Raw genomic sequence first — 26,526 nt, 5'->3', positions numbered from 1 at the left:
CGGACCATGATCCGACGACTCCTCCCGCTCGCTCTTCTCATCGTCACGTCATCCGCCCGCGCCGAATTTCAGGCTGGGGCTGCGGTGATCGACGTCAGCCCGCCCAAGCTGCCCGTGCTGGTGAACGGCGGGATGATCAGCCGTTATGCCGAAGAGATCTTCACGCCCGTGAATGCGCGGGCGATTGTTGCCACGGATGGGAAGACGCAGATCGCGATCGTGGTGGTGGACAGTTGCATGATGAGCCGCGATGTGCTCGATGACGCGAAGAAGATGGCCGCGGCGAAGACCGGCATCCCCGCCGACCGCATGCTGATCTCCGCCACGCATGCGCATTCGGTGCCGGCGTCGATGGGCTGCCTCGGAACGGACGCGGACCCGAACTACGTGCCGTTTTTGAAGGAGAAACTAGTGGAGGCGATCGCTGCCGCCAAGGCGGCGTTGAAACCGGCGCGCATCGGCTTTGCCAAAGCGGATGCGGCGGAATTCACCGCGCTGCGTCGCTGGATCAAACGTCCCGATCGCATCAGCGAAGATCCCTTCGGCAATCCCACCGTGCGCGCCACGATGCATGCAGGCCGCAACTGGGATGATGTGACCGGCGAATCCGGCCCGGAAGATCCGGATCTCTCTTTGATCTCCATCCAGACGAAGGATGGCAAGCCCATCGCCGTGCTCGGCAACTTCTCCATGCACTACTTTGGCGACAAGGCGATCGGCGCCGACTACTTCGGCCTGTTCTCGAACGGCCTGCGCCAGCGCATCGATCCTGAAGGCAAGATGGTGGGCATCATGTCGCATGGATGCAGCGGGGACATCTACCGAGTGGACTACAAGGTGCCGGAAAAGGACCGCCCGAAGCCGACGATGGAAGAATACACGAACGGCCTGCTCGACATCGCGATGAAGGCGTATGCGAGCATCGAGTATCGCGCCGATGTGGATGTGGCGATGGCAGAGAAGCGCATGACGCTCAATTATCGCGTGCCCGACAAACAGCGCCTTGAATGGGCACAGCGAGTCATGGCGGAAGTCGGCGACCGTTTGCCAAAAACGCAACCCGAGGTGTATGCGCGTGAGCAGATCCTGCTGCATGAAAAGCAGCAGACAGAGATTGTCGTCCAGGCGCTGCGCATCGGCGACATCGGCATCGCCACCACGCCGAACGAAACCTATGCAATCACCGGCTTGAAGATCAAAGCGGCCAGCCCCCTGCCCCGCACCATGGTCATCGAACTCGCCAACGGCGGCGACGGCTACATCCCGCCGCCCGAGCAGCATCTCTTCGGCGGCTACAACACCTGGGCCGCTCGTTCCGCCGGGCTCGAAGTCAGCGCCGAGCCGAAGATCACGCAGGCTGCCATTTCATTGCTCGAAACCGTCAGCAACAAGCCTCGCAAGCCGTGGAAGCTCAGCGACGGTCCTGCCGCTAAAGCGATCGCCGCGCTGAAGCCCTTCGCGTGGTGGCGGCTGAACGAATTCGCCGGACCTTTGGCGGAGGACGCGACGAAAAATCATCGCGATGCCGCCTATGAAGCCTGGGTGACCTACTATCTCGACGGTCCGCACTCGGACCAGTTCTGCGCTGGCGAGGTGAACCGCGCGCCCCACTTCGTCGGTGGTCGTTTGTGTGCAGACGTCGCGGGTATCGGCGACAACTACACGATCTCCCTGTGGATTTGGAACGGGCTGCCGAACGATGCGCGAGAAGTGAACGGCTGGTTCTATTCCCGCGATCACAATCATGGCACCAGCGCCTTCGGCGAACATCTCGGCATCGGCGGCACGAGCGGAAACGCCGGTCGGCTGGTGTTCCAAAATGCAGGCGGCAAGACCGAGATCCCACGCTGGACCTGGCAGCACGTCGTGCTGGTTCGCGAGGGTGACCAGGCGCGTGTTTATCTCAACGGCAGTCTGGAGATCGAGGCAAAAGCAACGGCCGTCGGCATTCCCTCCGTCTTCTTCGGCGGCCGCAGCGACAACGACTCGAACTGGGAAGGCCGCATGGATGAGATCGCCGTGTTTGATCGTGCTTTGAGTGCAGACGAAGTCGCAAAACTGAGCGTCCACTAAGGAAACAAGCACTGTTCGTTGGCGCAGGAGGTTGCGCCGAACTGTCCCTTGCATCCCGCCCCCCGCTGGCTAACAGCATCTGACCCTGATCCACTCAGGGCTTCGGGAAAAACCCCGAAGACACCTCATGTCAGAACACAAAAACTCAAACAGCTGGACCCTGGCCCTGGTGGCTTTGGGGGTGGTATTCGGGGACATCGGCACCAGTCCGCTCTATGCGCTCAAGGAGTGCCTGCATCACGCGAACTTCGATCCTGCCAACCCCGACCGTGCGCTGCTTTACGGACCGGTGTCGCTGATGTTCTGGTCCCTGTGCATCATGGTGGGAGTGAAATACCTCGCCATCGTCAGCCATGCGACCAATCAGGGTGAAGGCGGCATGTTCGCCATCCTTTCCCTTCTTCGTGGCAAGAAGAACGCCTTCAGCCCCCGCATGGTCCGGGGGTTTGTCATCATCGCCCTGCTGGGTGCGTCCCTGCTCTATGGCGACGGCATGATCACCCCTGCGATCTCCGTGCTCTCCGCCGTCGAGGGTCTCGAGGTTCTGAGTCAAAACCTGCACGAGTTTATTGTCCCGCTGGCGGTGGGCATTCTGATCGGACTGTTTTTTCTGCAACGTCACGGCACCGCCAAGATCGGCGCCAGCTTCGGGCCCGTCATGATTGTGTGGTTTAGCACCCTCGGCGCCCTCGGACTCTATCGGCTGGCGTCTCATCCCGAAGTGCTTCTCGCCCTGTCTCCCCACTGGGGCTGGGCTTTCCTCGCCCACCACGGCATGCACGGTATCGTGATCATGGGCAGCGTGCTGCTCGCCGTGACCGGTTGTGAAGCTCTCTACGCGGACATCGGGCACTTCGGGCGCAAGCCGCTCATGCGGGCGTGGTTCATCCTCGCCTTTCCCTGCCTCACGCTGAACTATCTCGGCCAGACGGCGCTGATCACGGGAGATCCCTCGGCAGCAGGCAATCCTTTCTTCCGCCTGGTGCCGGCGCCCGTGCTGGTCCCGGTCATCGTCCTGGCCACGATCGCCACCATCATTGCCTCCCAGGCGATGATCACCGGTGTCTTCTCCATCACGCAGCAGGCCGTGCAGATGGGATATCTGCCGCGGTTGAAAATCATTCACACCAATCCCGATGTCCGCGGGCAGATCTACATGCCGCAGGTGAATTTTCTGCTCATGATCGCCTGTGTCACGCTGGTGCTCACATTTCGCTCCTCAAGCAATCTCGCCTCCGCCTACGGTCTGTCCGTGTCCATGGAGATGTTCCTCGTGAGCGGCATGTTCTTCTGCATCGCCACCCGCATCTGGAACTGGCCGCTGTGGAAGGCCGGCCTGCCCGTGGTCAGCTTCATGATCATCGAGGCCGGCTATCTCGCGGGAAGTCTGACCAAGTTTTTCGACGGTGCCTGGTTCCCGCTCGCCGTCGCAGCAGGCATGCTGCTGGTCATGAAAACCTGGACGGATGGACGCGCGGTTCTGTATCAGGCGATGCTGCGCGGCAGGCTGCCGGTGCAGCACCTCGTCGATGAGATCAAGAAAGACCGCATCATCCGCGTGCCCGGCACCGCGGTGTTCATGTCCGCCAGCGCCGACGGTCTTCCGCTCGCCCTGCTGCATCATTTGAAGCACAACAAGGCGCTGCATCAGCAGGTCGTGCTGATGAGTGTGAAGTTCGAAGACGTTCCTTATGTGAGTGACGAGGAGCGCAACGAGATCAGCGAATATCACGACGAGTTTTACCGCGTCATCCTGCGCTACGGTTTCTCCGAATCTCCGGACGTGTTCAACGATCTGTGCGCCGCGCTGAGTTCGAAGACCAAGATCAAGCGCAACGCCATCACCTTCTATCAAAGCCGCGAGGTGCTGCTGACCAACGGCCCCGGCAAGATGGCCGACTGGCGGAAGAAACTCTTTGTCATGCTCTCCCGCCTCTCCCGACCTGCCACGGGTTACTTCGATCTGCCGCCACGCCAGGTCATCGAACTCGGCATTCAGTTGGAGGTTTGATCAACACCCCCAATGCTCTTATTTCGCCTCGCACTTGGTTGCCTGCTGATTGGAACCATCTCTCAAGCCCAGACTCCCACCCAGGCCAATGTGTCCTACGGCAAGCATGAACGGCAGGTGCTCGACTTCTACCAGGCCAAGGCGGAGCAGCCGATCCCGCTGCTGTTTTTCGTTCACGGCGGCGGATGGATGACCGGTGACAAGGCGAATCCCGACTTCCTCGCCAAGTGCCTCGAAAACGGCATCTCCGTAGTCTCGATCAACTATCGCCTCATCAGCGACGCCAGCGCGGAGAAGATCGATCCGCCGGTGAAGGCCTGCCTCGATGACGCAGCACGCGCCCTGCAGTTTGTTCGCAGCAAGGCGACCGAGTGGAACATCGACAAGCAGCGCATCGGCGGCTGCGGTGGTTCCGCCGGCGGTTTCACCGTGTTGTGGCTTGCCTTTCATCCGGACATGGCGGACGCGACGAGTGATGATCCAATCGCCCGTGAATCCACACGTCTGAGCTGTGCGCTCGGGTTCGTTCCGCAGACCACGTTGGACCCGCAGCAGATGCAGGCGTGGATTCCGAACAACCAGTATGGCAACCATGCTTTCGCACTCGGCAGCATGCAGGAGTTTCTCGACAAACGCGAAAGCCTCCTGCCCTGGATCGAACGCTTCTCGCCCTACGCGCTCGCAAGCGCCGATGATCCGCCGGTGCTGTTGTTCTACGACAACCCACCCCATCTCGGCCAGCCCTACAAGGACCCGCCTCACTCCGCGAACTTCGGCGCCGGTCTGGAGGAGAAGCTCAAGGCCGTGGGCATTGAGCACGAGATCAACTACAACAACGATTACGCGCACATGAAGTACCCGGACCTGTTCGGCTTCCTGCTTGATAAGCTGACGAAGTAACGGCTACTGGATCAGTTCTTCCAAATCATCTTCGGTGAGTCCTTCCATCATCGGAGCTTGATCGTTCAAGGCGGCTTCCACGAGACCGCGTTTCTGCGCCTGAAGTTTGAGGATGCGCTCCTCCACGGTGCCACGAATGGCGAGGCGGTAGGCGTTCACGACTTTCTGCTGACCGATGCGGTGCGCCCGGTCAATGGCCTGCGATTCGACGGCGGGATTCCACCATGGATCGGCCAGGATGACGTTGTCAGCCGCGGTCAGGTTCAGGCCATAGCCACCCGCCTTGAGGCTGATTAGGAAGATGCGGCAGTTCGGATCTTTTTGAAACCGTTCCACCTGCGCCGAACGGTCCTGGCTGCTGCCGTCCAGGTAGGCATGATCGAGTTTTTCGGCCTTCAATTGCTCACGCATCAGCCGCAGGAACTGCACGAACTGGCTGAAGACAAGAAGCTTGCCGCCGGACTCAAGCGTGGACTCGATCTGGCCCATGAGCGCGGGCCACTTGCCGGACAACTCCTCCTGATCCAGACCTTTGAGCGCGTCCGCCTGCACGCCGGTAAGACGAAGATCACAGCACACCTGCCGCAGCCGCAGCAACACGGTGAACATCGTCATCTTCGCCCCGTTCTGACCCGAACGACGACGAGCGGCTTTGATCTCCTCTCGTCCTTCCTCCAGAATCTTGCGGTAGAACTCGCTCTGAGCGGCGCTCGGAGCACACCACAGCACCTGCTCGATCTTCTCCGGCAGATCCTTGAGCACCTGACGTTTCGTGCGGCGCAGGAAGAAGGGCAGTGTCAGTTTCTGCAATCGTTGCGCCGCAGCCCTGCCTGCCGGGAGATCCAGACCTGACTGAATAGGGCTCTCGAACCGTTCGCGGAAGGAGCTCTGATTTCCGAGATAACCCGGCAACGCGAACTGGAAAATGGACCACAAGTCCCTCACTCCGTTTTCCAGCGGCGTACCTGTCAGCGCGATCCGACCGTCCGCCTGAAGACCTCGAAGCGTTTTGGCTGCATCGGTGTCGGGATTGCGAATGAAGCTTGCTTCATCCAGCAGAATGAGTCCAAAGCGAATGCCCTGGTAGTGCTTGATGTCACGAATGACCAACTGATACGAGGTCAGCACCACATCGTGATCCTTGATCAAACCGAGCGCCTTTTCGCGACCGGATCCCTGCACCTGAAGCACCTTGAGACCCGACGCGAAGCGCTCAAACTCGGCCTGCCAGTTTCCGAGCAACGACTTGGGGCAGACCACCAGCACCGGGCCACTCTGCGCCCCTTTTCGCTGTTTCAGAAACAGCGCCAGCGCGATGCTCTGAACCGTTTTTCCCAAGCCCATTTCATCGGCTAGAATGCCACCACGGCCTTGGAGAATACGTGAGGTCATCCAGCAGACACCCTCCATCTGATACGGACGAAGCATGCCGGCCAAGTCGCCGATTTCATCGCGGACTTCAGCATCGGTGATCTTGATTTCGTTTCGACCTCCGGCGGCTTCGTCACCAAAGTAAGCCGCATGCGCCCCGTGAACTCGCGCCCCTTCCGGCGTCAGTTCCAGCGGCACGTCGCGCAGCGACTCCTCCAGATCGTCCACCGCGGCGATGTCGAGGATGTAGCGCTTACCATTGGCTCCTTGAACCGAACGCTGACCGGAACGTACCAACCGCAGCACTTCGGCTCGCGGCAGGCGGAAGCCATCATTCGATTCGTAGGCGAACTCCATGCTCAACCAGTCGCTGCCTCCCGTTTGTCCGGCCGACGGCACGAACTTGGTCTTCGGAGCGATGCGCTGAATCCCTCGTGTCACCGTGCGCCAGCGTTCACCTTCGGAGATCGTGGCCCAATCACGCAACTGGCGCATTTCAGAAGCGTAGAACCTCAGGATGTTTTCACTGCCCTGAATACGCCAGCTTTGTCCCTCCGATTTGAATCCAAGCGACTCCAACCGCCTCAGCAGACGAGATTCTCCCTCCCCATTCTGCGCATAGAAGACAAACTTGTTCGCGTCGTCCTGAATGGGAAAAATACAATGAGTCTCTCCGGCATGTCGCACGGGCCAGTGATGCACACCGTATCGGGCAGAGACTTTCGCATCCAAGACTTGAAGCGATCCCTCCAACTGGATTTCGAATTCACAGGGCACCGGCGCGACGTGGAATTTCCCAAGCCCTTCGCCCCGAAGTTCCATCTGAAAACATTCGCCCAAGGATTCCCCCTGTTCGGCCAGCCAGCGCAGCGGACGTGTGACCGGGCCCCGGCTCAAATCGCCTGCGAGCGTGATCAATGCAGAGTTCTCGGCCAGATGCCGGAACAGCGTGATGGTTTCCCGGCAGAACCACCAGGCTCCGAGGACATGAAGCTGCGACTTGCCCTCGAGTTGAAGTCGCACCGTTTGAGGATCGACCGATTCCACCACCAATGGCAGCCGCACCTGTTCAGGAGCCACGTGCAGCGCCTTCTCCCTGCCGTTCGGTTTGCCCACAAACACCCGAGGATGCTCGGCGAGCGAGAGAAGAAAGAGATTCAAGCTCTCACCCTTGAGCGAGATCGGCAGGCTCTGTGGCTGCTGGATTCCCTGCCCGGCCAGCCAGGCGGCAAACCACGACGACTCCGATTCGCCCCCTGCCTCATATTTGACGAAGACACCAAACGGCTCCCGCACCTGCCCTTGCAGCAGGGTTTCCGGCAAATAGAGCGAGTAACGCCCGGGAATGGTCAGCGGCGCCATCGGCAGCGCCCGGCGTGGAGTCGCACCCGTTTTGGCTGATTCTGCACCCGAGGCTGGGGCTGCACCCGTTTTGGCCACAGGTCGTGCTCCACTTTGCTGACGCACATGTGCCAAGGCCACGGCCAGCGCATGCTCGCACATCATGCCGCTGCGGCGTGCATGCGGGCAGGTGCAGAGGTTTTCCACATCCGAGGCCGTGCGAATGCGCAGGCCGGTGGTGAACTTCATTTTTCCTGATCCCGCCGTGCCGCGAATCAATCCGTCACTGGTGCTGGTCACGGCCGCCAGTCCTGCATCCACCAGCGAGCGAGCGGACTTCATCACCGCCCATCCGCCGATCTCTCCGAGCCATTTCTCTGTGATTTCCATTTCGTGCTGGCGTGTCCCATGGTTTATCTGCAAAGTCCAGCGTCAAGTGCCTATGCGGATCGTTGCCATCTCCAATCAAAAAGGCGGGGTCGGAAAGACCACCACAGCCGTCAACCTCGCCGCGTGCCTCACCCAGCGCGGTGTTCGGGTGCTGCTCATCGACCTCGACCCCCAGGCCAACGCCACCAGCGGACTCGGCCTCGCGCAAGAAGACGGTGGCAGTCTCTACTCCGCCCTCGTCGAAGGCACAGACCCCCGTCTCGCCATTCGCAGCACCCGCCTGCCCAACCTTTCCATCATTCGCTCCCATCAAGAGCTCGCCGGTTGTGAAATCGAACTCGCCCAGGCCGGCAACCACCTCGCCCGCCTCCGTGAGGTGCTGGCCCCGCTGCGCGATTCCGGCCACTTCGACTACGCCATTCTCGACACCCCGCCATCGCTCGGCGTGCTCATGACCTCCGCCCTCGCCGCGGCGGACGAACTCATCGTCCCGATCCAGTGCGAGTACTTCGGCCTCGAAGGTCTCTCGAAGATCGTCAATGTCGTGCAGCAGATCCGTGAATGCGGCGCTAATTCAAACCTGCTGCTCGAAGGCATTGTCATGACCATGTTCGACAGCCGCGCCAACCTCTCCAACCAGGTCGTCAACGACGTGCGCAATTACTTCGCCGAGACGTGCTACCAGACTCTCATCCCGCGCACCGTCCGTCTCGGAGAGGCCCCCAGTTTCGGCAAGAGCATCATCGAGTACGAACCCTCGGGCCGCGGCTCTATCGCCTACGGGGCGCTGGCGGATGAGTTCCTTGCCCGGCGCACCCCGCAGCCGGCCGCTGCCGCCGCCGCCTGATCCCAGGAGAGGAGCTCACCCGCATGGAGACTCCTTCCGCCGGCATTCGCGGACGCGGATCCGCCTTCAACCCCGCCCGGCGTTTTGCCGAACTGGAAATCGAGTACGATCCGGGCGAATCGCCCGAGAAGATCGCCACGAAATTCCTGCGCGATCACTCCTCCTCCATCATCTCGCGCAACAGCAGCCCCGACCTCCCCTTCGAGGCCAGTTTGAATCCTTACCGCGGCTGCGAGCATGGCTGCGCCTACTGCTACGCCCGGCCCACCCATGAATACCTTGGCTTCTCCGCCGGGGTGGATTTCGAGTCACGCATCATGGTGAAGGAAAACGCGCCCGCACTCCTTCGCGCCGAACTTCTGAAGCCTTCCTACAAGCCCGTCACGCTTTCTCTCAGCGGGGTCACCGATCCGTACCAGCCCGTCGAGAAGAAGCTGTGCATCACGCGAGGTTGTCTCGAAGTCCTGGCCGAGGCACGGCATCCTGTCGTCCTCATCACGAAAAACCACCTCATCACCCGCGATATCGATCACCTCGCCGAACTCGCTCGTCACCACGCCACCGCTGCCTACATCTCTCTCACCACGCTCGATTCCGATCTCGCACGCAAGCTCGAACCCCGCGCCTCTTCCCCGAAGATGCGACTGGAGGCCATTCGTCTCCTGCACGAAGCCGGAATTCCCGTCGGAGTCTCCACCGCGCCCATCATTCCCGGCCTGAACGATTCTGAGATTCCCGCGCTCATCGACGCCGCGCGTTCCGCCGGTGCCCAGTTCGCCGGTTACACCGTTGTCCGGCTGCCCTTTGCCGTGAAGGACATCTTCATCGCCTGGCTCGACCAGCACTTCCCCGGCATGCGGGACAAGGTGCTCAGCCGCATCGAGGAGACTCAGGGCTCGACGCTCTCCCACGGCGAGTTCGGCAAGCGCCTCAAAGGCGTCGGCGTCTGGTCCCAGCAAACTGCAGCGCTCTTCCGCGTCTCCATCCAACGTGCCGGCATGCTTCACCGCCGCCCCGAAGTCAGTTCCGCCTCATTCCGCCGTCCACGTGATCCCGGCGGGCAGATGGAGTTGTTTTGACATCTTGTGACACTGCCAGGTGTCTCAGGCATCCTGTCCAGAAAACTTGAGTTAGGCTGATACTAACAGCGCTCCGGCCCTCGCAGCAAGATCGGTCGCCAAAACGGCGTTGCCTTCCATGAATGCGCCCTTTGTCCCTGCTGTTTCTCCTACTGCCCGTGCTGGCTCCTGCCGCGGAAAAGATCATCTTCAACCGTGACATCCGCCCCATCCTCTCGGACAAGTGTTTCCATTGCCATGGGCCGGATGAAAAAGAGCGCAAAAGCGGACTGCGGCTCGATGTCCGCGATGAAGCGCTCCGCCCGGCAGAATCCGGGGTCGCGGCCATCAAGCCCGGCGATCCCAAGCACAGCGAACTGATCTCCCGCTGCCTGACGGCCGACAAAGACGACCTGATGCCGCCCCCCAAGCTCGGCAAACCGCTCACGGCGCGCGAAAAGGAACTGCTGCAACAATGGGTCGCCGAAGGAGCGGAATACCAAGGGCACTGGGCGTTCATCCCTCCCACTCGTCCGGCAGTCCCGGCTCTAAAGGCCGGCCAGCAGCCGATTGATGCATTCATCACGGCTCGTCTGACCAAAGAAGGGCTCCAACCTTCGCCCGAAGCAGATCGCGCAACGCTGATTCGTCGTGCGTCGCTCGATTTGGTCGGACTCCCTCCAACACCAGCCGAAGTTGCCACCTTCGAAAGCGACGCATCCCCCAACGCCTACGAGAAGGTCGTGGACCGTCTGCTTGCGTCCGAGCACTACGGCGAGCGCATGGCGATGCAGTGGCTCGATTTCGCACGCTATGCCGACAGCCACGGCTTTCAGACGGACAGCAGCCGCAGCATGTGGCCCTGGCGCGAATGGGTGATCCGCACCTTCAACGCAAACAAGCCGTTCGACCAGTTCACCATCGAGCAGATCGCCGGTGACCTGCTGCCAAACGCGACGCTTGAGCAGAAGATCGCCACAGGCTTCAACCGCAACCATCGCATCAATGGTGAAGGCGGCATCATCGGCGAGGAGTGGCGCATTGAGAACGTCATCGACCGCGTCGAAACCACCGGATTCACCTGGCTCGCGCTCAGTCTCAACTGCTGCCGCTGCCATGACCACAAGTATGATCCGATCACACAGAAGGAGTTCTACCAACTGTTCTCGTTCTTCAACAACACGACCGATCGGGGCACGATCACCGGCGGTTCGAACCGCGCCGGAGGCAACGAACCACCGCTCGTCACCGTCACCGATGCCGCCACGGAGAAGAAGCTGGCATCAATTCAACGAGAAATCGACCAGGCAAAGCAGCAGGCCGCAGCCGCGCGCAAGGATCTGGCGAAGCTCGTCGCAGCCTGGGAACCGAAGGCGCTGAAAAACCTCTCTCAGACCCAAAACACCTGGGCGCCGCTGCAACCGACACAGGTTGTTTCCAAACTCGCTGACAAAGGCGCGAAACTCACGCGTCAAAGTGACGGCTCGTATCTGGCAAGCGGACCAAATCCCCCCAAAGACACCTACGTCTTCGACGCGCCGTTGCCGAAAGACGGCGTGACCGCCTTCCTCCTCGAGTGCCTGCCCGATCCCTCACTGCCGAATCAAAGCCTGGGACGCTACGCGAACGGAAACTTCGTGCTCACTGACTTCGATGTCTTTGTGCAGAAGCCCGGCGGTGAACCGGAGAAACAGAAACTGGCACGCGCGACGGCGGACTATTCGCAAAAGGGCTACGAGATTGAAAAAGTACTCAAACGCGACGGCGGCAAAGGCTGGGCCATTGACGGACCGACGAAGCGTGATCCGCGCCGTGCGATGTTCGTGCTGCAAAAACCGATTTCATCCAGCGATGGCACCCAACTGCTGCTGCGCCTGCGCCATGAGGCGATCAACGGGCACAACATCGGCCGCTTCCGCCTTTCCGCGACCGCCGCGCCGGCGGAAACGCTCAAGCTCGACGGCGACACACAACTGGCCGCCATCAAGAACGTGCTTGAAATCCCCGCAGCCAAACGCAGCGCGGCACAGAAAGGCGAACTCGAGAAATTCTTCCTCGCGAACGTGGACAGCCCGATCAAACGCGCGACCGACCTCGCCGCCGTGAAGCAAAAGGCGCTGGAAGCCGAGCAGAACAAACTGCCGAACGTGATGGTGATGGAAGAAATGCCGCAACCGCGGGATGCCTTCATCCTCAACCGCGGCGAATACGACAAGCCCACTGTCAAAGTCGGCATGGGCCTGCCCGCTGTCTTTCCACCGCTGCCGAAAGGCGCACCGATGAACCGTCTCGGCCTCGCGAAGTGGCTCGTGGATTCCTCCAATCCGCTGACCGCCCGTGTTTGGGTGAATCGCGCATGGGAAAAGTTCTTTGGCTATGGCCTCTGCAAGACGACGGAAAATCTCGGCTCGCAGGCGGAATACCCGGTGCATCCCGAATTGCTCGACTGGCTGGCGACTGAGTTCATGCGGAGCGGCTGGGACATGAAGGCGATGCAGAAACTCATGGTGATGAGCCAGACCTACCGTCAGCAAAGCAAGGTAACGCCTGAACTTGTTTCCAAAGATCCAGACAACCGGCTGCTCGCCCGCGGACCACGTTTCCGGCTCGCCGGTGAACTGGTACGCGATCAGGCTCTCGCCGTAAGCGGCCTGCTCGTGCCGAAAATCGGCGGCGACAGCGTCCGTCCTTACATGCCCGAAGGCGTGTGGGACGAAACGAGCAAGTATGGGAATCTACGAGGATACAAGCACGACAGCGGAGAAGGGCTTTATCGCCGCACGATGTACACCATCTGGAAACGCACAGCCGCACCGCCGACGATGCTGCTGTTTGACTCCCCTTCCCGGGAACTGTGCACGGTGAAACGTTCGCGCACGAACACGCCGTTGCAGGCGCTCGCGCTGTTGAACGAGGTCACCTTCGTCGAAGCGGCGCGTGCACTGGCTGAGCGAATCATCAAGGAAGGCGGAGCGACACCCGGTGCACGCATTGATTACGCCTACCGCCTCGTCACTGCACGTGCTCCCGACGCTGATTCCAAACGCATTTTGCTGGCGGGGCTGATTCAACGCCTCGCCGATTTCAAGACGAGCCCTGAATCCGCCACGAAGCTGATCACCACCGGCGAATCAAAACCCGATTCGTCCCTCAATCCCTCCGAACTCGCCGCTTACACGATGACCGCGAGCGTACTGCTCAATCTGGACCGAACCATCACCCGTGACTGACATGACCTCCCCCACGCTTCAACTCCAGGACCGCTTGAATCGCCGCGCGTTTCTCAAGCACAGCGGGCTCGCGCTAGGATCAACGGCCCTCGCCTCACAGCTCGCGGCCGCACCGACGCACTTTGCTCCGAAGGCGAAACGCATCATCTACCTGTTTCAAAGCGGAGCGCCTTCGCAGATGGACCTGTTTGATCCGAAACCGCAGATGGAAAAACATCGCGGCGAGGATCTGCCAGCTTCGATTCGCATGGGGCAGCGTCTCACGGGCATGACTTCAGGTCAGAAGACCTTCCCCGTGGCGCCGTCGATGTTCAAATTCGCGCAGCATGGCAAAAGCGGCGCGTGGATCAGCGAGCTGATGCCGAACATCTCGAAGATCGCCGACGAGCTTTGCTTCATCCGGTCGATGCACACGGAGGCGATCAACCACGATCCAGCGATCACTTTCTGCCAGACGGGTTCGCAGCTCGCAGGACGTCCGAGCATCGGATCATGGCTCAGCTACGGCCTCGGCAGCGAAAACCGTGATCTGCCGGCTTACGTGGTGCTGACATCCTTCGGCACCGGACGCACCAATGATCAGCCGCTCTACGACCGGCTGTGGAGTTCCGGCTTTCTGCCCACGCAACATCAAGGCGTGAAGTTCCGGAACGTGGGCGATCCTGTGCTGTATCTCTCCGACCCGAACGGTGTGAACCGCGGCATGCGCCGTGGCATGCTTGATGAGCTGTCGGCGTTGAATCAGCACGATCATGCCCTGTTTGGTGATCCCGAGATCACCGCCCGCATCGCGCAGTATGAAATGGCCTTCCGCATGCAATCGAGCGTGCCCGACTTAATCGACATCTCCAGGGAGCCTCAGCACGTGATTGATGAATACGGCCCCGACGTCAAAAAGCCGGGAACCTATGCCGCGAACTGCCTGCTGGCCCGACGTCTGGCAGAACGTGACGTGCGTTTCATTCAGCTTTTCCACATGGGCTGGGATCATCACGGCGGACTGCCCAATGCAATTCGCGGCCAATGCAGTGACACCGATCAGCCGACCGCCGCTTTGATCAAGGATCTCAAGCAGCGTGGTCTGCTTGATGACACACTCATCGTCTGGGGCGGCGAATTTGGCCGCACCATCTATTCGCAGGGCACGCTGACGGAGACCAATTACGGACGCGATCATCACCCGCGCTGTTTCACCATCTTCATGGCCGGAGCAGGTGTGAAAAAGGGCACCACCTTCGGCGAGACGGATGACTACTGCTACAACATCACGCGTGATCCCGTGCATGTGCATGACCTGAACGCCACGATTCTCCATCTCCTCGGCCTCAATCACGAACATCTCACCTTCCGTTTCCAAGGCCGCGACTACAGGCTCACGGACATTCATGGCAATCTGGTGAAGGGCGTGATTGCGTAGCCCGGCCTTGATTTGATCCATTCACAGCGAATGATGCGGTCATGAAGTCCTTCATTGCCGCAATCATTGTTGTTACTGCTGCCTCTTCTCTCCACGCCGTCACACCCGACGGGAAACAGAAGCTGGTCTTGATCGCCGGAAAGCCCTCCCATCCGCCCGGCATGCATGAGTTCCGTGCTGGAACCATGCTGTTGGAGAAATGCCTGAAAAGCGTGCCCAACCTGGTGGTGGACCGCCATGAGCAGGGCTGGGTGAGCGACGAGAAGACCTTTGAGGATGCCGACGCTGTGGTCATCTACGCGGATGGAGGCGGCAAACATCCGGCCGTGGTGGATGGACATCTGGAAACGCTGCACAAACTGATCGCCAAAGGTATGGGCTTTGGCTGCATGCACTACGGCGTCGAAATTGTGCCTGCAGACGCCGGCAAGGAGTTCCAAGCATGGCTGGGTGGTCACTATGAAAACGCGTATTCATGCAATCCGATCTGGGACGCCAACTACACCGAGCTTCCCAAACATCCTGTCACGAACGGTGTGCAGCCCTTTACCACCAAGGATGAATGGTACTTCCACATGCGCTTCCGCCCTGCCTTCGGCCATGGCGTGGCCCCTGCAGATGACAACGGTGCCAAGTTTGCTCCGATTCTGATCGCCACTCCGAGCGATGCGACCCGCGACGGACCCTACGTGTATCCCAAAGGGCCGTATCCCCACATCCAGGCTGAAAAAGGCAGTCCGGAAACGATGATGTGGACGATTGAGCGTGCCGATGGCGGACGCGGCTTTGGTTTCACCGGCGGGCACTTCCATGACAACTGGGGCAACGACAATGTGCGCAAGGCGGTGCTGAACGCGCTTCTTTGGGTCTCCAAGGCCGAAGTGCCGGCAAACGGCGTCGAATCCGTGGTGACACCCGATGATCTGAAACAGAATCTCGACCCAAAGAACGCCCCGATGCCCAAGAGCGCAGACCTCGGAACGCCCCGCGTATTTCAACGCGTTGCGGCTCGTTGATCAAAGGTACTTCTTCGTGAACATCATGCGCTGGAAGTAGGCAAGTCGATCGAGGATGTTTTTGAGCATCAACTGATGCTGGTCGATCATTGCGAACTTCGCAGGCTCACTGAGCTTCAGCGTTTCGCACTGTGCGTGCACCCGCTCCACAGCGATCTTCAGTTCCTTGAGTTTCTGGCCGACTTCGTCGGTGATGCGGCTTTCCTGAATGGTGTTGCCGAGAGTCTCGGCCTCGCGTGAAAGATAGGCCACGGTATTGGGCAACGAAGCACTGCCGCCAATCAACGCGCCGGTGGATGAGTCCACCTTGGGTTTGCCGGGAAGATTCGGACGCTGGGGCACCACCGACTGAGGATTTGGAGGCAGACCGCCCTGACGCGCATCGATGATGGTCGGCGTAATGAAGAGCATGAGGTTCTTGTGGTTCTTGCTCCGGCTCTTGTAATTAAAGAGCCATTTCAATCCCGGCACCTTGCTGAGGAATGGCACCCCGGCCTGACCTTCACGTTCCCGTGCTTCATCGAGTCCACCAACGGCCACTGTGTAGCCCGAGTCAATTTCGACTGGCGCACTGTACACGCGTGACGAGGCGATGGGATACGGATTGCCCGAGATCACCTGGGTGCCGATGATGCTGGAAACAGTGACCGCCATGTTGAGAAGCACTTTGTCCGCCTGCATCTTCTTTGGCAGGATGTTCAAAACGGTACCAATGGGCAGATACGCCACCTGTGTGGTGGTGGTGGCGCCCACGGCGCCTGAACTGGCGGTTGAGCTTGCATCCAGCACGGGCTGATTGACCACACTGCGGATGGCGACCTCGCGATTGCTGAGAGTGACCATGCGCGGATAAGACGTCGTGTTCGTCTCCTCATCACGCATCATCGCACGAAGCTTGATGTTCACATCCTGCGCACTGAGAACACTGAGAGCGGGCCACCCGAGAGTTTTCGCCGCATTGTTCATGTCGAACGCACTGAGCAGCGGAGCCAGGTCGGTTCGGAAGCCGCCACTTGTGGGAACGGAGTTGTATTCGACATTGACCGTCTGCTGTCCGGTGGTGGCATCCGTGGTGGTGTCGGTCTTGGTCACCTGCCGGAAGTTTCCGGTTTCAAGGGTTCCCGTCCAGTCGATGCCGAACTCACGCGACGGGTCACGGGATGTCTCGATAAACTTCACCTCGATAGCGATGAGCGTCTGAGGCTTGTCCGCAGCGGCAAGGTAACCCTCCACCCACAGATGTTGCAGACGTGTGGCTACAATATACAAGGTGTTGGAATCTGACTTCCATATCACCTTGGGCTTGCGCACCGAACTTAGTTCATTGGAGTTCATGGCACGGGCGGCATTCTCATCAGTGCCGGCACCGCCGATGCCCGGAATGCCGGCCGTCGCCTGCCCGCCGTCCAGTTCCTCAGGAGGCAGGCCGAGCAGAGCGCGGATGTCGTTGATCACTTCACTGCGCTTGACAGCGAAAGTGTGGCTAGATCCCTGAAGATCCATCCCTGTGGCGGCACTACTGATACCGCCACCACCACCGCCGCCTGATCTGGAGGATACGGAGGACGAACCGGAACCAGAATTAACGCGTTCCACCATTTCGAGCGAGTTGTGTTTGATCTCATAGGACTTGCCAATGAGTTCCCGATCATCAGCCGGACGGATGTACCAAATCCCGTTGTCAGGAATGATTGCCAAGCCATTGGCCTTGCACAGGGTCTCCAAAACCTGAAAGGGGCTGGATCTGATGGAAAACGTAATCAGGCGACTGCCATCCGCACTATCATCAGGCAGGGAGAAAAACGAAATCCCCGCATCGGTCGCAAGGAACCGGAGAACATCACTGAGCATCGCCTTGGAAAAGTCATACTGCTGAGGAGGGGCAGCCCGCAGCCTGCTCGCCTCGATCTCATATTCCGGCGACATGAGATGCATCGTGCTTTCATTGAACTGAGCGCGCAGCACAGTTCCTGACACACTCGTCAGGGCGATGCACAGAATGATCTGGAACTTTGCGGTGAAATAGCGCATATTATTAGAATTATAACATTTATGGCGAAACAAATCAAATGCCATTTAACACTCTAGATCTGTGACTTCTAATTTATGGTGATTCTAAGTCATTCGAAACAAATCCCAACAGAATATCTTAATTAAATACTGTTTTCCATAATTTCCATATCTTTCCCTTGAATTTAGGTACTTTTGACTATTTACTCTACCCGTTATGATTTCTTCCGGCTTCAGAGCCTTTGATTCTGCCTCACACAGGCCTTCCTGCTGTGTCGGCTTTTCATTGCTCGAGCTGGTCATCACGATCGCCATCATCGGTGTGATCGTCACTTTGGGAGTCTCATTAATCGGCAACGACACCAGTTCCGCCCACGCAGCCAAACTGGAATCCGACGTCTCCACGCTCAACCAAATGGTGGCGTTGTATGTCGCAGATGGTGGCAGTGTCGCAGGTCTGACCAGTCCTCAGGCGGTGCTTGACAAAATGAAGCGTGTCCGTCCCCAAACGGAGTGGCAGCGTCACGTTGGGATGGCTTCGGGCAGACTGTTGGACGTGCGCCTGCAAGCAAAGATGACCTCGGGGCCGGACGGCAACAACAGCCCGAGGGCAGCGTGGAACCGTTCCAAGCAGCGGTTCGAACTGACCAATGCACGTGGCACTGCCGTCTCGGAGTTTTATCTCGATGAATCTCTCGCCGGCGCAGACTTCGGAACTGAAAAACGCACCAAATCCACGGTCACTTTTAACACGAACGCCAAAGGATGGGTCTGGGGAGCTTCCGTTGCCGACCCTGCGGCCAATTACCTCAACCCACAGCCCCTCGGCACGCCTAATCCGTCGGATGGCTTCAATCCTGACGAGGCGGCTCCCACGACAAGCGAACCACCTCCCGACGAGACCGGTGGAAATGGTGGTGGCTCCGGAAGCGGTGGCGGCCCCACTCCGGTTCCAACAATCACCAAACTGCCCCCTCCGACCATCAGTCCTTCAGGCGGCACCTTCGCCTTCCTGGATTTTCCATCTTCCGTCACCGTCGATCGCAATGGAGCACCGCCCGCAGCTTCAAACATGATGTACCGCATCAATTCAGGCGCATGGGACATCTACCATGGTGGCCCTATCCCGCTCACACCGGCGATGACTCTTCAGGCGTACAATGAAACCACGCGGCCCGCTGAGTATTCCTCCAGTTCCACGATCACCAAGACCTTTTATCGGCTTACCAGCGGCTTCAGCGGAACTGGAGAGGGCAACTGGGGCAACGCCATCGGCGGCACCAATCTCGTCACCAACATTCAAAACGGCAGCGGGACATCCACGTTCAAACATGGCAACACCAAACTTGATCTGGGAAACGGTGAGTACCTCGACGCAGGCGTCGAAAACGTGCTGAGCTTCACTCCTGCGGCCTTTGATTCCATCACTCCAAACACCTGGTTTGATTTTGGCGAGCTCCTGCTGCTGAACGGCACCACGTTTTACAATAGTGAAGCCACCAACGTCACCTTGTCGGTGAATCTGACGCTGACGGAACCTTCGTTGAGCTTCACTACACACATCGATCTCGGTCTTACCAGCACCGAAAACACCAGCGACCGCCTCGCCAGCGCCGACATCGTCGCAATCGAAAACCCTACGACAGACGTACGCGTCACTATCGACGGCGTTGAATATCGCCTCGAGCTCTCATGGGTCACACTCGATCCGGGCGCAGGCGTCGTGCAGGGCAGCAAGTTCCTCATTTTTGAAGGCGCCACGGCGAAGGCGGAACTTCGCGCACGCTTCACCAGCAACCACTAACAGCCAACGAACATGGAAGACATTCACGAACGCAGTCAGCTCGGCTACCGGATGCTTCATCTATCGAAGGACAACGGAGTCAGCGACTTCTATGTGACTCCGTGGGAACCGCTGACGTACAAGCGCAACGGAAAGCTCTTTTACGATTCGTTCATCTACCAGCCTGAACGCCCTCTGGAGTTCACCCCCGGTTGCGTGGACTACGCCTTGCAGCTAGGCCCGCGGCGCTATCGTGTCAACCGAATGGTCACCCGGGGACGTCCGCGTTGGGTGCTGCGTCTGCTGCCCGAGAACATCCCTGATATCAGCAAGCTCATGGTGCCACCTCCGGCCATCAAGGCGTTCCTCGAAGCCAAGAACGGCCTGTTTCTGGTCTGTGGTGCCACTGGTTCCGGTAAGTCCACCACCATCGCCTCCATGATCCTCGAGCGCGCCAAGCGCAGGCAGGAGCATGTGCTCACGTTCGAGGATCCGATCGAATTCGTCTATCCCTCCGGCATCCCTTCTCTCGTTTCACAACGCGAGATCGGCACCGACGAGCTCGACTTCAACAAATCACTGCGTGCAGCTCTTCGTCAGGCGCCGGACGTTATTCTCGTGGGAGAAATTCGTGACGGCGAGACCGCGGAAATCGCGCTTCAGGCCGCGGAAACCGGCCATGTCGTCGTTGCCACGCTGCACACCTCCTCCGCCGCACAGACGGTGCAACGTTACCTCAAGCTCATCCCCAGCGACCGCATGGAAAACGCCATGCTCTCGTTCGCCGACTCCATCCGCGGCATTCTCTGCCAGCGTCTGCTGTTTGATGAAAACCGCGGCAAGCGCTTCCCCATTCACGAACTGCTGCTGCCGTACGACTCCGTATGCGGGATGATCCGGCGCGGCGAGTTCAAGAACCTCGACCAGGAGCTCGAGGCTGGATTCACCCGGGGCATGGTCAGCTTTGAACGCTGTCTGAATATGCGCATGGCCGACGGCTGGAAGCCCTCCACCGCCCGCAAGACCGGCTACACCGAACATGAGGTGTATGACTTCCTTTCCAAAGAACAACTGACCTCCATTTATGCTGTTGGATGAAATCAAATCTGTCCTGAGCTTCGCCGCTTTCAAAGCCGACCCCGACGACTCTGCCGTCCCCTGGGGCAAACGCTACGAAGGCCGAAAGTCTCTTCTTATTAATGTCAGCCGCGGCGCGGTGAGCTGGCGCTCCATCAACAAACGTGGCAAGTTTGAAGACGGAGGCGTGCAGGAGGGCGAATTCGCCGATGCCGCACCGCAACGTTCTGAAGAATGGCGCGGCATGGTGGAAAACGGCTGGTGCTCGGTCTCGGTGAACCACCGTTTCATCATCAGCCTCGAGAACAACCTCATGCGCGGTGACAACTGCGTCAGCCTGCTGCGCACCAATCCCCGTGCCGTGCTCGGACCGAAATACGACCGCGGTAAACGCTACGCCATCTGCCACCACCCCGAGACCACGGCAAGCCTGCTGCTCGCGGTGGAAGAGTCTCTGGTCAAAGTGACCGAGGACGTGCTGCGAACGATCAACCTGAAACCCGGTCGTGTGTGCTGCGGCTTGTTTGCCATGCTGGAACATGCGGTTCTCAGCATCTACCGCGCGAGTTCAGGCGGCACGCCTCCGGACTTCGTCCTTGTCGCCGCCTGCGAGGGTTCCCTGGCGGTTCTCGTGCAACAAGAGGGCCAGTGGCGCGACATCCGCTGCCGCAGCGGCCTGGGGCCTGAAGCCGTGGAAACCGCGCTGCAAATCATCAGCCCGCTGCTCGCCAAGGTTCCGCAGGGCAGTCCGGTGTACTTTGTCGGCGAAGGGCATGACAACAAGTTCCGCACTGAGCTGATGCTTCATCTCGAAAAAGTCGGCGCCACCGACCTCACCCAGGACGACCTCCTCTGGACCATCATTGGCGAACACTGATCCATTCAATATCCCCATGAACGAATACCTCTGCCACGATTTCAAGACACCGCGAGTCGACACGTCGCGTCGTCTGCCATCGTCCTTTCGGGCGATCCCGGCGATCTTTTATGCGGCGCTGGTCGGATGCGCCTACGTGATGACAATGGACTACTTCCATTACAAAAAGGCGCTCGCCCAGAAGACCGAGGCCGAGGAACGTAAAAAAGCCAGCGAGGCACAACGCGACTCCTTCAAGAATGAAAAGTCCGACCTCGAATCCGAAGCCACCAAGGCGGAGAAGGTCGCCCAATGGATGGAAGGTGCCCGCAACATCCAGCCCATCGCCGTCAAGATCGCCCGCGCTGTGCAAACAGAAACACGCATCACCCAGGTGGCGCTCGAACGCAGCGAGCAGGTGCCTGCCAACCTCGCGCTCACGATCCACCTGAACGGCTCCAAGGTTTCCAGCGAACTCGCCGCCATTGAATCAGCGCTGGGCCAGCTTCTTTACCGGTCCTATTCGCCGCAACAGACAAAAAACGGTGATGTGGTCGAATACCACTCAACTCTCGTCCGCCAGGCAGACTAACCCAATTCAATTCCTCTCCTGCCATGAACCCCAAGCAACTCGCCTGCGTTGTCCTCCTGCTGATCATCGGCGCGATGACCTACACCGCGCAGATGATCCACAACAAGGTGGCCGCCACTCGCACGGCGGCGGAGGATGCTGAATCGGCCGCGACGACGGCCGAATCTGAACGCGCCACGGCCGAGATCGAAACCACCATGTTCCGAACGGACACCGAAGAAGTGCGCAGGTTCCTGCGCGGCTGGCTCCCGGCGCTTGATCGCGTGCAGACGCAGCAGGAGGCGGAGCAAACGATCGAACTGAGCTTGCGCGAGCGCGGCATCAATCTCGTACGTTCCCGCAAGACCGAACTAAAACAGACCGCGGGCAACAAGCTCATCCCAAAATCTGTCCTCACAACCATGGTCATTGAGGAGGAATACGCCAAGGTGCTCAACTGGCTTGGCGACATCGAACGCCGCCTGCCGACCGCACGCATGAAAGTGGTGCAGATCACCGGCGGCAGCACCGGTCGCCAGTTGAAGATGGAGGTCTCGTTTGAAACCCCGATCTTCGACCTCGCCGCTGCGGATGCAGAGAAGAAGAAGGCCAAGGAAAAGGAGAAACCCAAAAAGTCCTGATCCATGAACTCCCAACACAGAATGTATTTGATCGCCGGCCTGATCTGCGCCTTCGCAGGACCCGCCGTGCGCGGGCAGGAAGCGGTCTCAGGCGAAGAGACCGAACAACGGGTGCAGTATCAACTGGTTCTTCCTGAAGAAAAGACTCCCGAGAACGTAAAGCCTGAAGAACACAACCCCTTCGAATCGGAGTCCGAGGCGCAGAATCGCCTGGCCCCGGGTGACACTGAGGAGAACCGAGTTCGCGACAAACTTCTGAAACTGCCCGTGGTCGGCACAAAGCGCATGGCGGATGGCCGCATGCGCGTGCTGCTGGGAAACATCATTCTCGAGACAGGAGGTGACGTTCCGCCGGTGCTGCCTGAACAGATGGTCGAACTGAAGGTGAAAAACATCACCTCAGAGTACATCGAACTCGCCTGGCAGGAAAAGCGTGCAACCGGCCTGCCGCCCAAGCTGATGATCATCCCGATCAACATCGCACCCAAGGTGCGCTACCAGATGCTGGGTCAGACTGAAGATGATCCATCATCCTCCAATGGAGTGAACGCCACGATGGACTTCCCCCGTCGCAATTTCATGGACCGTCCTGAGGATACTCCGCCAGCCACTGTCTCCACCCCACCAGCAACGCCAAAAGCTGAATTTGTTGCAGACGATCCTGCATCACCCTTTGCCCCACGATCAGTGGAGAAAGAAATGGTTGCCACATCCCAGCCACCGCAGGCAGCCGCTCAAAAGAAGCCGGCGGAAATACCCGCACAGGCTACGGCACAGACTCAGCCCCCCTCCTCTCCTGCGGTTGAGTCCGTGGTACGCATGCTCTTTGGCAATCCAACGCCTGCGCCCAAATGAACCGTCGCGTCCATCAGCCAGGGGGCTTCACCTCCGTGGAACTCCTGCTGGTGCTCGCGCTTTCCGCCGTGATTCTGGGTGGAGCCGTCGTCTCATACGGCACGATCGTGAAGAGCCAGCCGAGCGTTTCCTCGACCGTCACCGTGCCGCTCGGCCTTGCTCGCATGAAGAACTTTTATGGACTGCTCAGCGACAGCACCAACGTCGCCATGGCACCGCAATACGGTTCTTTGTCTATGGCAGAGGAACTGCGTGAACAGTTTGTGGCAGACACGCTCAGCGCCACGGCGGTTTACTGCCTGTCCCGGGACGGCATGAACACCTGGAGACCATCGACGATTCCCTACAATCCGACACTGCACGACGAACTCGACACTCCGCAGAAGTTTCGGACGCATATCATCGCGAATGCGGGCGTTTCGAGCTCGCTCTATCGCGACTATCGCAATCCGCTCAATGACGGCACGACGGTGCCGCAAAATGCCAGCATCTTCATCCTGGGCTACAGCAAGTACGCCGGGTATCTCAAGGTCAACGCCATCTATGATATCGATCTGGTGCGTTTCACTGCGAAGAGCGAGCCAAACGGCATCTATGCATCGGTGAAGCGTTACGCAGATGCCTCCGGCTCCACCACGCCATCAACTCTGGCCTTCATAGGCGGTTACGATGTCTTCTTCCCTCCATCCGTGATGAACCCCACGAATTCGACACAGTGGAGCAGCGACGGCTTTGCCCCGCTGTTCATCACGTTCGAGCGTTCCGAACGCCTCGCGCTTCGGGAGACGCCCGCCACCATCGAACGGTTCAAACGCGCCTCGGAACGGCCCTTCTACTTCATCTGGTGGCCTGACCCCTCGGCGCGTCATCTCGGCGCCGTGGCGAACACGCTTCCCTCCAGCGATCCACGCCAGGCCTACAATCAGATGGCCGGGCGCACCTCATTCATGTTCACCGTCCCGATGTTCCCTGCCCTTTGATCTCCCAGCCATGCGGATCTCTCGTCACCATCGTTCTCCAAGCTCACGCGGCGCACTCATGGCGGCGGCGCTGATGCTTATGATCGTGAGCGGCATCTTTTTGTCGTCTTGGGTGACTCTTATGAGCACGCGTGCCGTGCAGGTCAGCTATCTGGAGGACGTGTGCAGACGGCGCATCGGTGTGGAGAGTTCGCGGCTGCTCGGATGGCAATGCGTCACCCAAAACGCGTTCGAACGCGATGACAATATGACGGCCGGGCAGAACACCACGCTCGGGGCTGACATCGGCAGCTTCAACACCGTGAACGGCTGGGACAACCTCAACGTGTACACCTCCTCTAGCACGGCCGGCGGCATGAGCACCGTGTTCCCCTACAACCACACCGGACTGCGTCCGGGCGCATCCTACATCACCGTGGAACAGCTTGCGCGTCCGTCCGCCGACATTGCCGGCAACATTGACGACTACAAGTCATGGCAGTTTTTGAAGACCATGCCACCCGTGCTCAATGGCGACGTGTTCTGCGTCTATCGCAAACCCGACGGCGTCGTCACCGAGCTCGATGTCTATAACAACGCCAGCTCCGGTGGTGCCGGACATCATGCGCACTGGACCGTCGAAGGCCGCACCGTCCTGAGACACCCGCCGTCCCTGTTTGTCAAAAGCACCCCCAGTCCGTTGCAACTGCCGTTTCTCACCAAGTCCCTCTATATTCAATCTCATGCCGCGGTGGAGCCGCCCTCCATTCCCTACCCTGTTTATGGCACTGATCTGAATGGCAAGAACCTCCTGCCTTCAAACATGCCCGTGGTCCCCAGCACCACCGGCCCCATCAGCGGCGGCGGTGATCTCAAGCATCAGGGCTACCTCAACGTCGTGCGCAATGACGAAAACCCTGACAACTCGCTCTGGCACTTTCAAGATCGTGAAGCCGCCGCCGGACGCACTGGCACCATCACCATCGACGTTTCAGGCGTCTTCAATTCAGGCACCGAAGCCTACTGGATCGCGGAGCAGAAGACCCCGACCTACACGCCCCCCGGCTGGCCTTCAGGATACGATGACAAGCTCAAGGTGCTCTTCATAAAGCTCGACAGTTCGTATCTCAAAAACATGCGCATATACGGCGTGGTCGATCAGATCATTTTTGTCGGGCAGAGCAATGCCACCGCCTTCAACAATGCGGCCTCCTTGAAGCCGGTCATCATCACCGTCATGCCGAACGGCCCCAAGGGGCGTTGGGTGCGTGACGTTCGCTTCGAACGTGAAAACAACCGCCGCCATGTGCTTGCCTTCCAGGATGACAACGGACGACCCGTCGAGTTCTCCTGGGTCAACAATCCGATCAGCGGCACCGAGTTCCGCTGGCGCTGCGTCCTAGTAAACGAGTACCAGAGCATCATGTTCAACATGCCCCAGTCAATGACTCAAAGCATCCGCTGGATCGGTGGTGTCATGACCAACTGGACCGTCAAGCGCCGTGCCGCGGGCGGCATCAATCCCAGCCGTCTGGTGTTCTCCAGCGACAGCGATCCCAGTGTGCCCGCCGCCACCAACAGCGGCCCCGCCTTCGCCACCTTTCTGCCACGGGATGCCTGGCTCGAGTCCTACTTCCTTCCCTCCGCTCCATGAAACTGCGCCCGCAAATCGCGCGCGCAAGACGCGCCGCCTACACGCTCATCGAGGTGCTCGCCGCCGGAGCCATCATCTCCATCGGCACCACGGCCATGGTCAGCCTTTCCTCCACGCTCATGCTTCAGGAGGAACTGGCCACCCGCGTCGCAGTCACGCGCAACTACCAGGAAAACATGGTGCGCCTCTGGCAGCTCGGCCTTTCGACGGTTCAGATCACTGCCATCATGCCGGCCCAGACTCAGAACGCGGTGCTTCAGCAGGCCATCTATGGAAATCCCGCTATCGTCGAAAACGGCAACGTCACCGTCAACGGTGTCGTCATGGAGAGCGCCCTCTGCACCGCGATCGTGAACAGCTCGCAAGACCCTGCAACGGAAACAGCCGGTGCCTCCTTCACCCTCTCGGCCTTTCGTCCACAGCTCGTGACCGCACTTCGTCCGCCCCCGCCTTGATCCTGCGCTTC

General features: G+C 59.5%; 19 protein-coding genes. 17 read left to right on the top strand and 2 right to left on the bottom strand.

Annotated features, from left to right (window positions below; genetic code table 11):
- Positions 1 to 6: 6 nt before the first annotated feature.
- The 3 genes from KDL09_RS12395 (at position 7) to KDL09_RS12385 (ending at position 4,984) form a co-directional block, all read left to right on the top strand.
- A complete protein-coding gene (locus KDL09_RS12395; protein WP_294385371.1) occupies positions 7 to 2,073 on the top strand; it encodes a LamG-like jellyroll fold domain-containing protein in 2,067 nt (688 codons plus the stop codon).
- A 127-nt stretch (positions 2,074 to 2,200) separates the two neighbouring features.
- On the top strand, positions 2,201 to 4,084 hold the full coding sequence (locus tag KDL09_RS12390; RefSeq protein WP_294385368.1) for a KUP/HAK/KT family potassium transporter: 1,884 nt from the start codon (positions 2,201 to 2,203) through the stop codon (positions 4,082 to 4,084).
- 12 nt (positions 4,085 to 4,096) lie between these two features.
- Positions 4,097 to 4,984 carry an alpha/beta hydrolase gene (locus KDL09_RS12385; RefSeq protein WP_294385366.1) on the top strand — a complete coding sequence of 296 codons (888 nt, stop codon included), beginning with the start codon at positions 4,097 to 4,099 and terminating at the stop codon, positions 4,982 to 4,984.
- A 3-nt stretch (positions 4,985 to 4,987) separates the two neighbouring features.
- Here KDL09_RS12385 and KDL09_RS12380 read toward each other — a convergent pair whose 3' ends face one another.
- Positions 4,988 to 8,086, bottom strand: a complete 3,099-nt coding sequence (locus tag KDL09_RS12380; RefSeq protein ID WP_294385361.1) for a DEAD/DEAH box helicase — start codon at positions 8,084 to 8,086, stop codon at positions 4,988 to 4,990.
- 52 nt (positions 8,087 to 8,138) lie between these two features.
- On the opposite strand from KDL09_RS12380, the gene KDL09_RS12375 reads away from it, so the two are divergent.
- From KDL09_RS12375 to KDL09_RS12355, 5 genes are all read left to right on the top strand, one after another.
- Positions 8,139 to 8,933 carry a ParA family protein gene (locus KDL09_RS12375; RefSeq protein ID WP_294385358.1) on the top strand — a complete coding sequence of 265 codons (795 nt, stop codon included), beginning with the start codon at positions 8,139 to 8,141 and terminating at the stop codon, positions 8,931 to 8,933.
- A 23-nt stretch (positions 8,934 to 8,956) separates the two neighbouring features.
- Positions 8,957 to 10,012, top strand: coding sequence for a PA0069 family radical SAM protein (locus KDL09_RS12370; protein WP_294385353.1), 1,056 nt, complete (start codon positions 8,957 to 8,959; stop codon positions 10,010 to 10,012).
- A gap of 122 nt (positions 10,013 to 10,134) precedes the next feature.
- Entirely contained in the window at positions 10,135 to 13,221 is a 3,087-nt protein-coding gene (locus tag KDL09_RS12365) for a PSD1 and planctomycete cytochrome C domain-containing protein (protein WP_294385350.1), read from the top strand.
- 1 nt (position 13,222) lies between these two features.
- Complete coding sequence (locus KDL09_RS12360) at positions 13,223 to 14,638, top strand: DUF1501 domain-containing protein (RefSeq protein ID WP_294385347.1); 1,416 nt, start codon at positions 13,223 to 13,225, stop codon at positions 14,636 to 14,638.
- A 41-nt stretch (positions 14,639 to 14,679) separates the two neighbouring features.
- Positions 14,680 to 15,654, top strand: coding sequence for a ThuA domain-containing protein (locus KDL09_RS12355; protein WP_294385344.1), 975 nt, complete (start codon positions 14,680 to 14,682; stop codon positions 15,652 to 15,654).
- Here KDL09_RS12355 and KDL09_RS12350 read toward each other — a convergent pair whose 3' ends face one another.
- The gene (locus KDL09_RS12350; RefSeq protein WP_294385341.1) at positions 15,655 to 17,685 is read right to left on the bottom strand and encodes a type II and III secretion system protein; all 2,031 of its coding nucleotides are present in this window, start codon (positions 17,683 to 17,685) and stop codon (positions 15,655 to 15,657) included. It abuts the gene before it with no gap.
- A gap of 196 nt (positions 17,686 to 17,881) precedes the next feature.
- Between KDL09_RS12350 and KDL09_RS12345 the strand changes: the two genes are divergently transcribed.
- Genes KDL09_RS12345 through KDL09_RS12305 form a run of 9 tightly spaced genes read left to right on the top strand, consistent with a single transcriptional unit; the run spans position 17,882 to position 26,515 of the window.
- Positions 17,882 to 19,468 carry a choice-of-anchor K domain-containing protein gene (locus KDL09_RS12345; protein WP_294385337.1) on the top strand — a complete coding sequence of 529 codons (1,587 nt, stop codon included), beginning with the start codon at positions 17,882 to 17,884 and terminating at the stop codon, positions 19,466 to 19,468.
- A gap of 12 nt (positions 19,469 to 19,480) precedes the next feature.
- The gene (locus KDL09_RS12340; RefSeq protein ID WP_294385336.1) at positions 19,481 to 20,545 is read left to right on the top strand and encodes an ATPase, T2SS/T4P/T4SS family; all 1,065 of its coding nucleotides are present in this window, start codon (positions 19,481 to 19,483) and stop codon (positions 20,543 to 20,545) included.
- A complete protein-coding gene (locus KDL09_RS12335; protein WP_294385333.1) occupies positions 20,532 to 21,401 on the top strand; it encodes a hypothetical protein in 870 nt (289 codons plus the stop codon). The genes KDL09_RS12340 and KDL09_RS12335 overlap by 14 nt, the downstream gene beginning before the upstream one ends.
- Positions 21,402 to 21,417: 16 nt before the next feature.
- Positions 21,418 to 21,972 (top strand): hypothetical protein, encoded by a 555-nt coding sequence (locus tag KDL09_RS12330; protein ID WP_294385331.1) that lies wholly within the window; start codon positions 21,418 to 21,420, stop codon positions 21,970 to 21,972.
- 23 nt (positions 21,973 to 21,995) lie between these two features.
- Complete coding sequence (locus KDL09_RS12325) at positions 21,996 to 22,592, top strand: hypothetical protein (RefSeq protein WP_294385329.1); 597 nt, start codon at positions 21,996 to 21,998, stop codon at positions 22,590 to 22,592.
- 3 nt (positions 22,593 to 22,595) lie between these two features.
- The gene (locus KDL09_RS12320; protein WP_294385327.1) at positions 22,596 to 23,447 is read left to right on the top strand and encodes a hypothetical protein; all 852 of its coding nucleotides are present in this window, start codon (positions 22,596 to 22,598) and stop codon (positions 23,445 to 23,447) included.
- On the top strand, positions 23,444 to 24,427 hold the full coding sequence (locus KDL09_RS12315; RefSeq protein WP_294385325.1) for a hypothetical protein: 984 nt from the start codon (positions 23,444 to 23,446) through the stop codon (positions 24,425 to 24,427). The genes KDL09_RS12320 and KDL09_RS12315 overlap by 4 nt, the downstream gene beginning before the upstream one ends.
- Positions 24,428 to 24,437: 10 nt before the next feature.
- Positions 24,438 to 26,060 (top strand): hypothetical protein, encoded by a 1,623-nt coding sequence (locus tag KDL09_RS12310; RefSeq protein WP_294385323.1) that lies wholly within the window; start codon positions 24,438 to 24,440, stop codon positions 26,058 to 26,060.
- Positions 26,057 to 26,515 (top strand): prepilin-type N-terminal cleavage/methylation domain-containing protein, encoded by a 459-nt coding sequence (locus KDL09_RS12305; RefSeq protein WP_294385320.1) that lies wholly within the window; start codon positions 26,057 to 26,059, stop codon positions 26,513 to 26,515. The genes KDL09_RS12310 and KDL09_RS12305 overlap by 4 nt, the downstream gene beginning before the upstream one ends.
- The last annotated feature ends 11 nt before the right edge of the window (positions 26,516 to 26,526 follow it).

The organism is Prosthecobacter sp. (assembly GCF_020439865.1).
Classification (GTDB): domain Bacteria; phylum Verrucomicrobiota; class Verrucomicrobiia; order Verrucomicrobiales; family Verrucomicrobiaceae; genus Prosthecobacter.
This window is presented reverse-complemented; position numbering and strand designations above follow the sequence as displayed.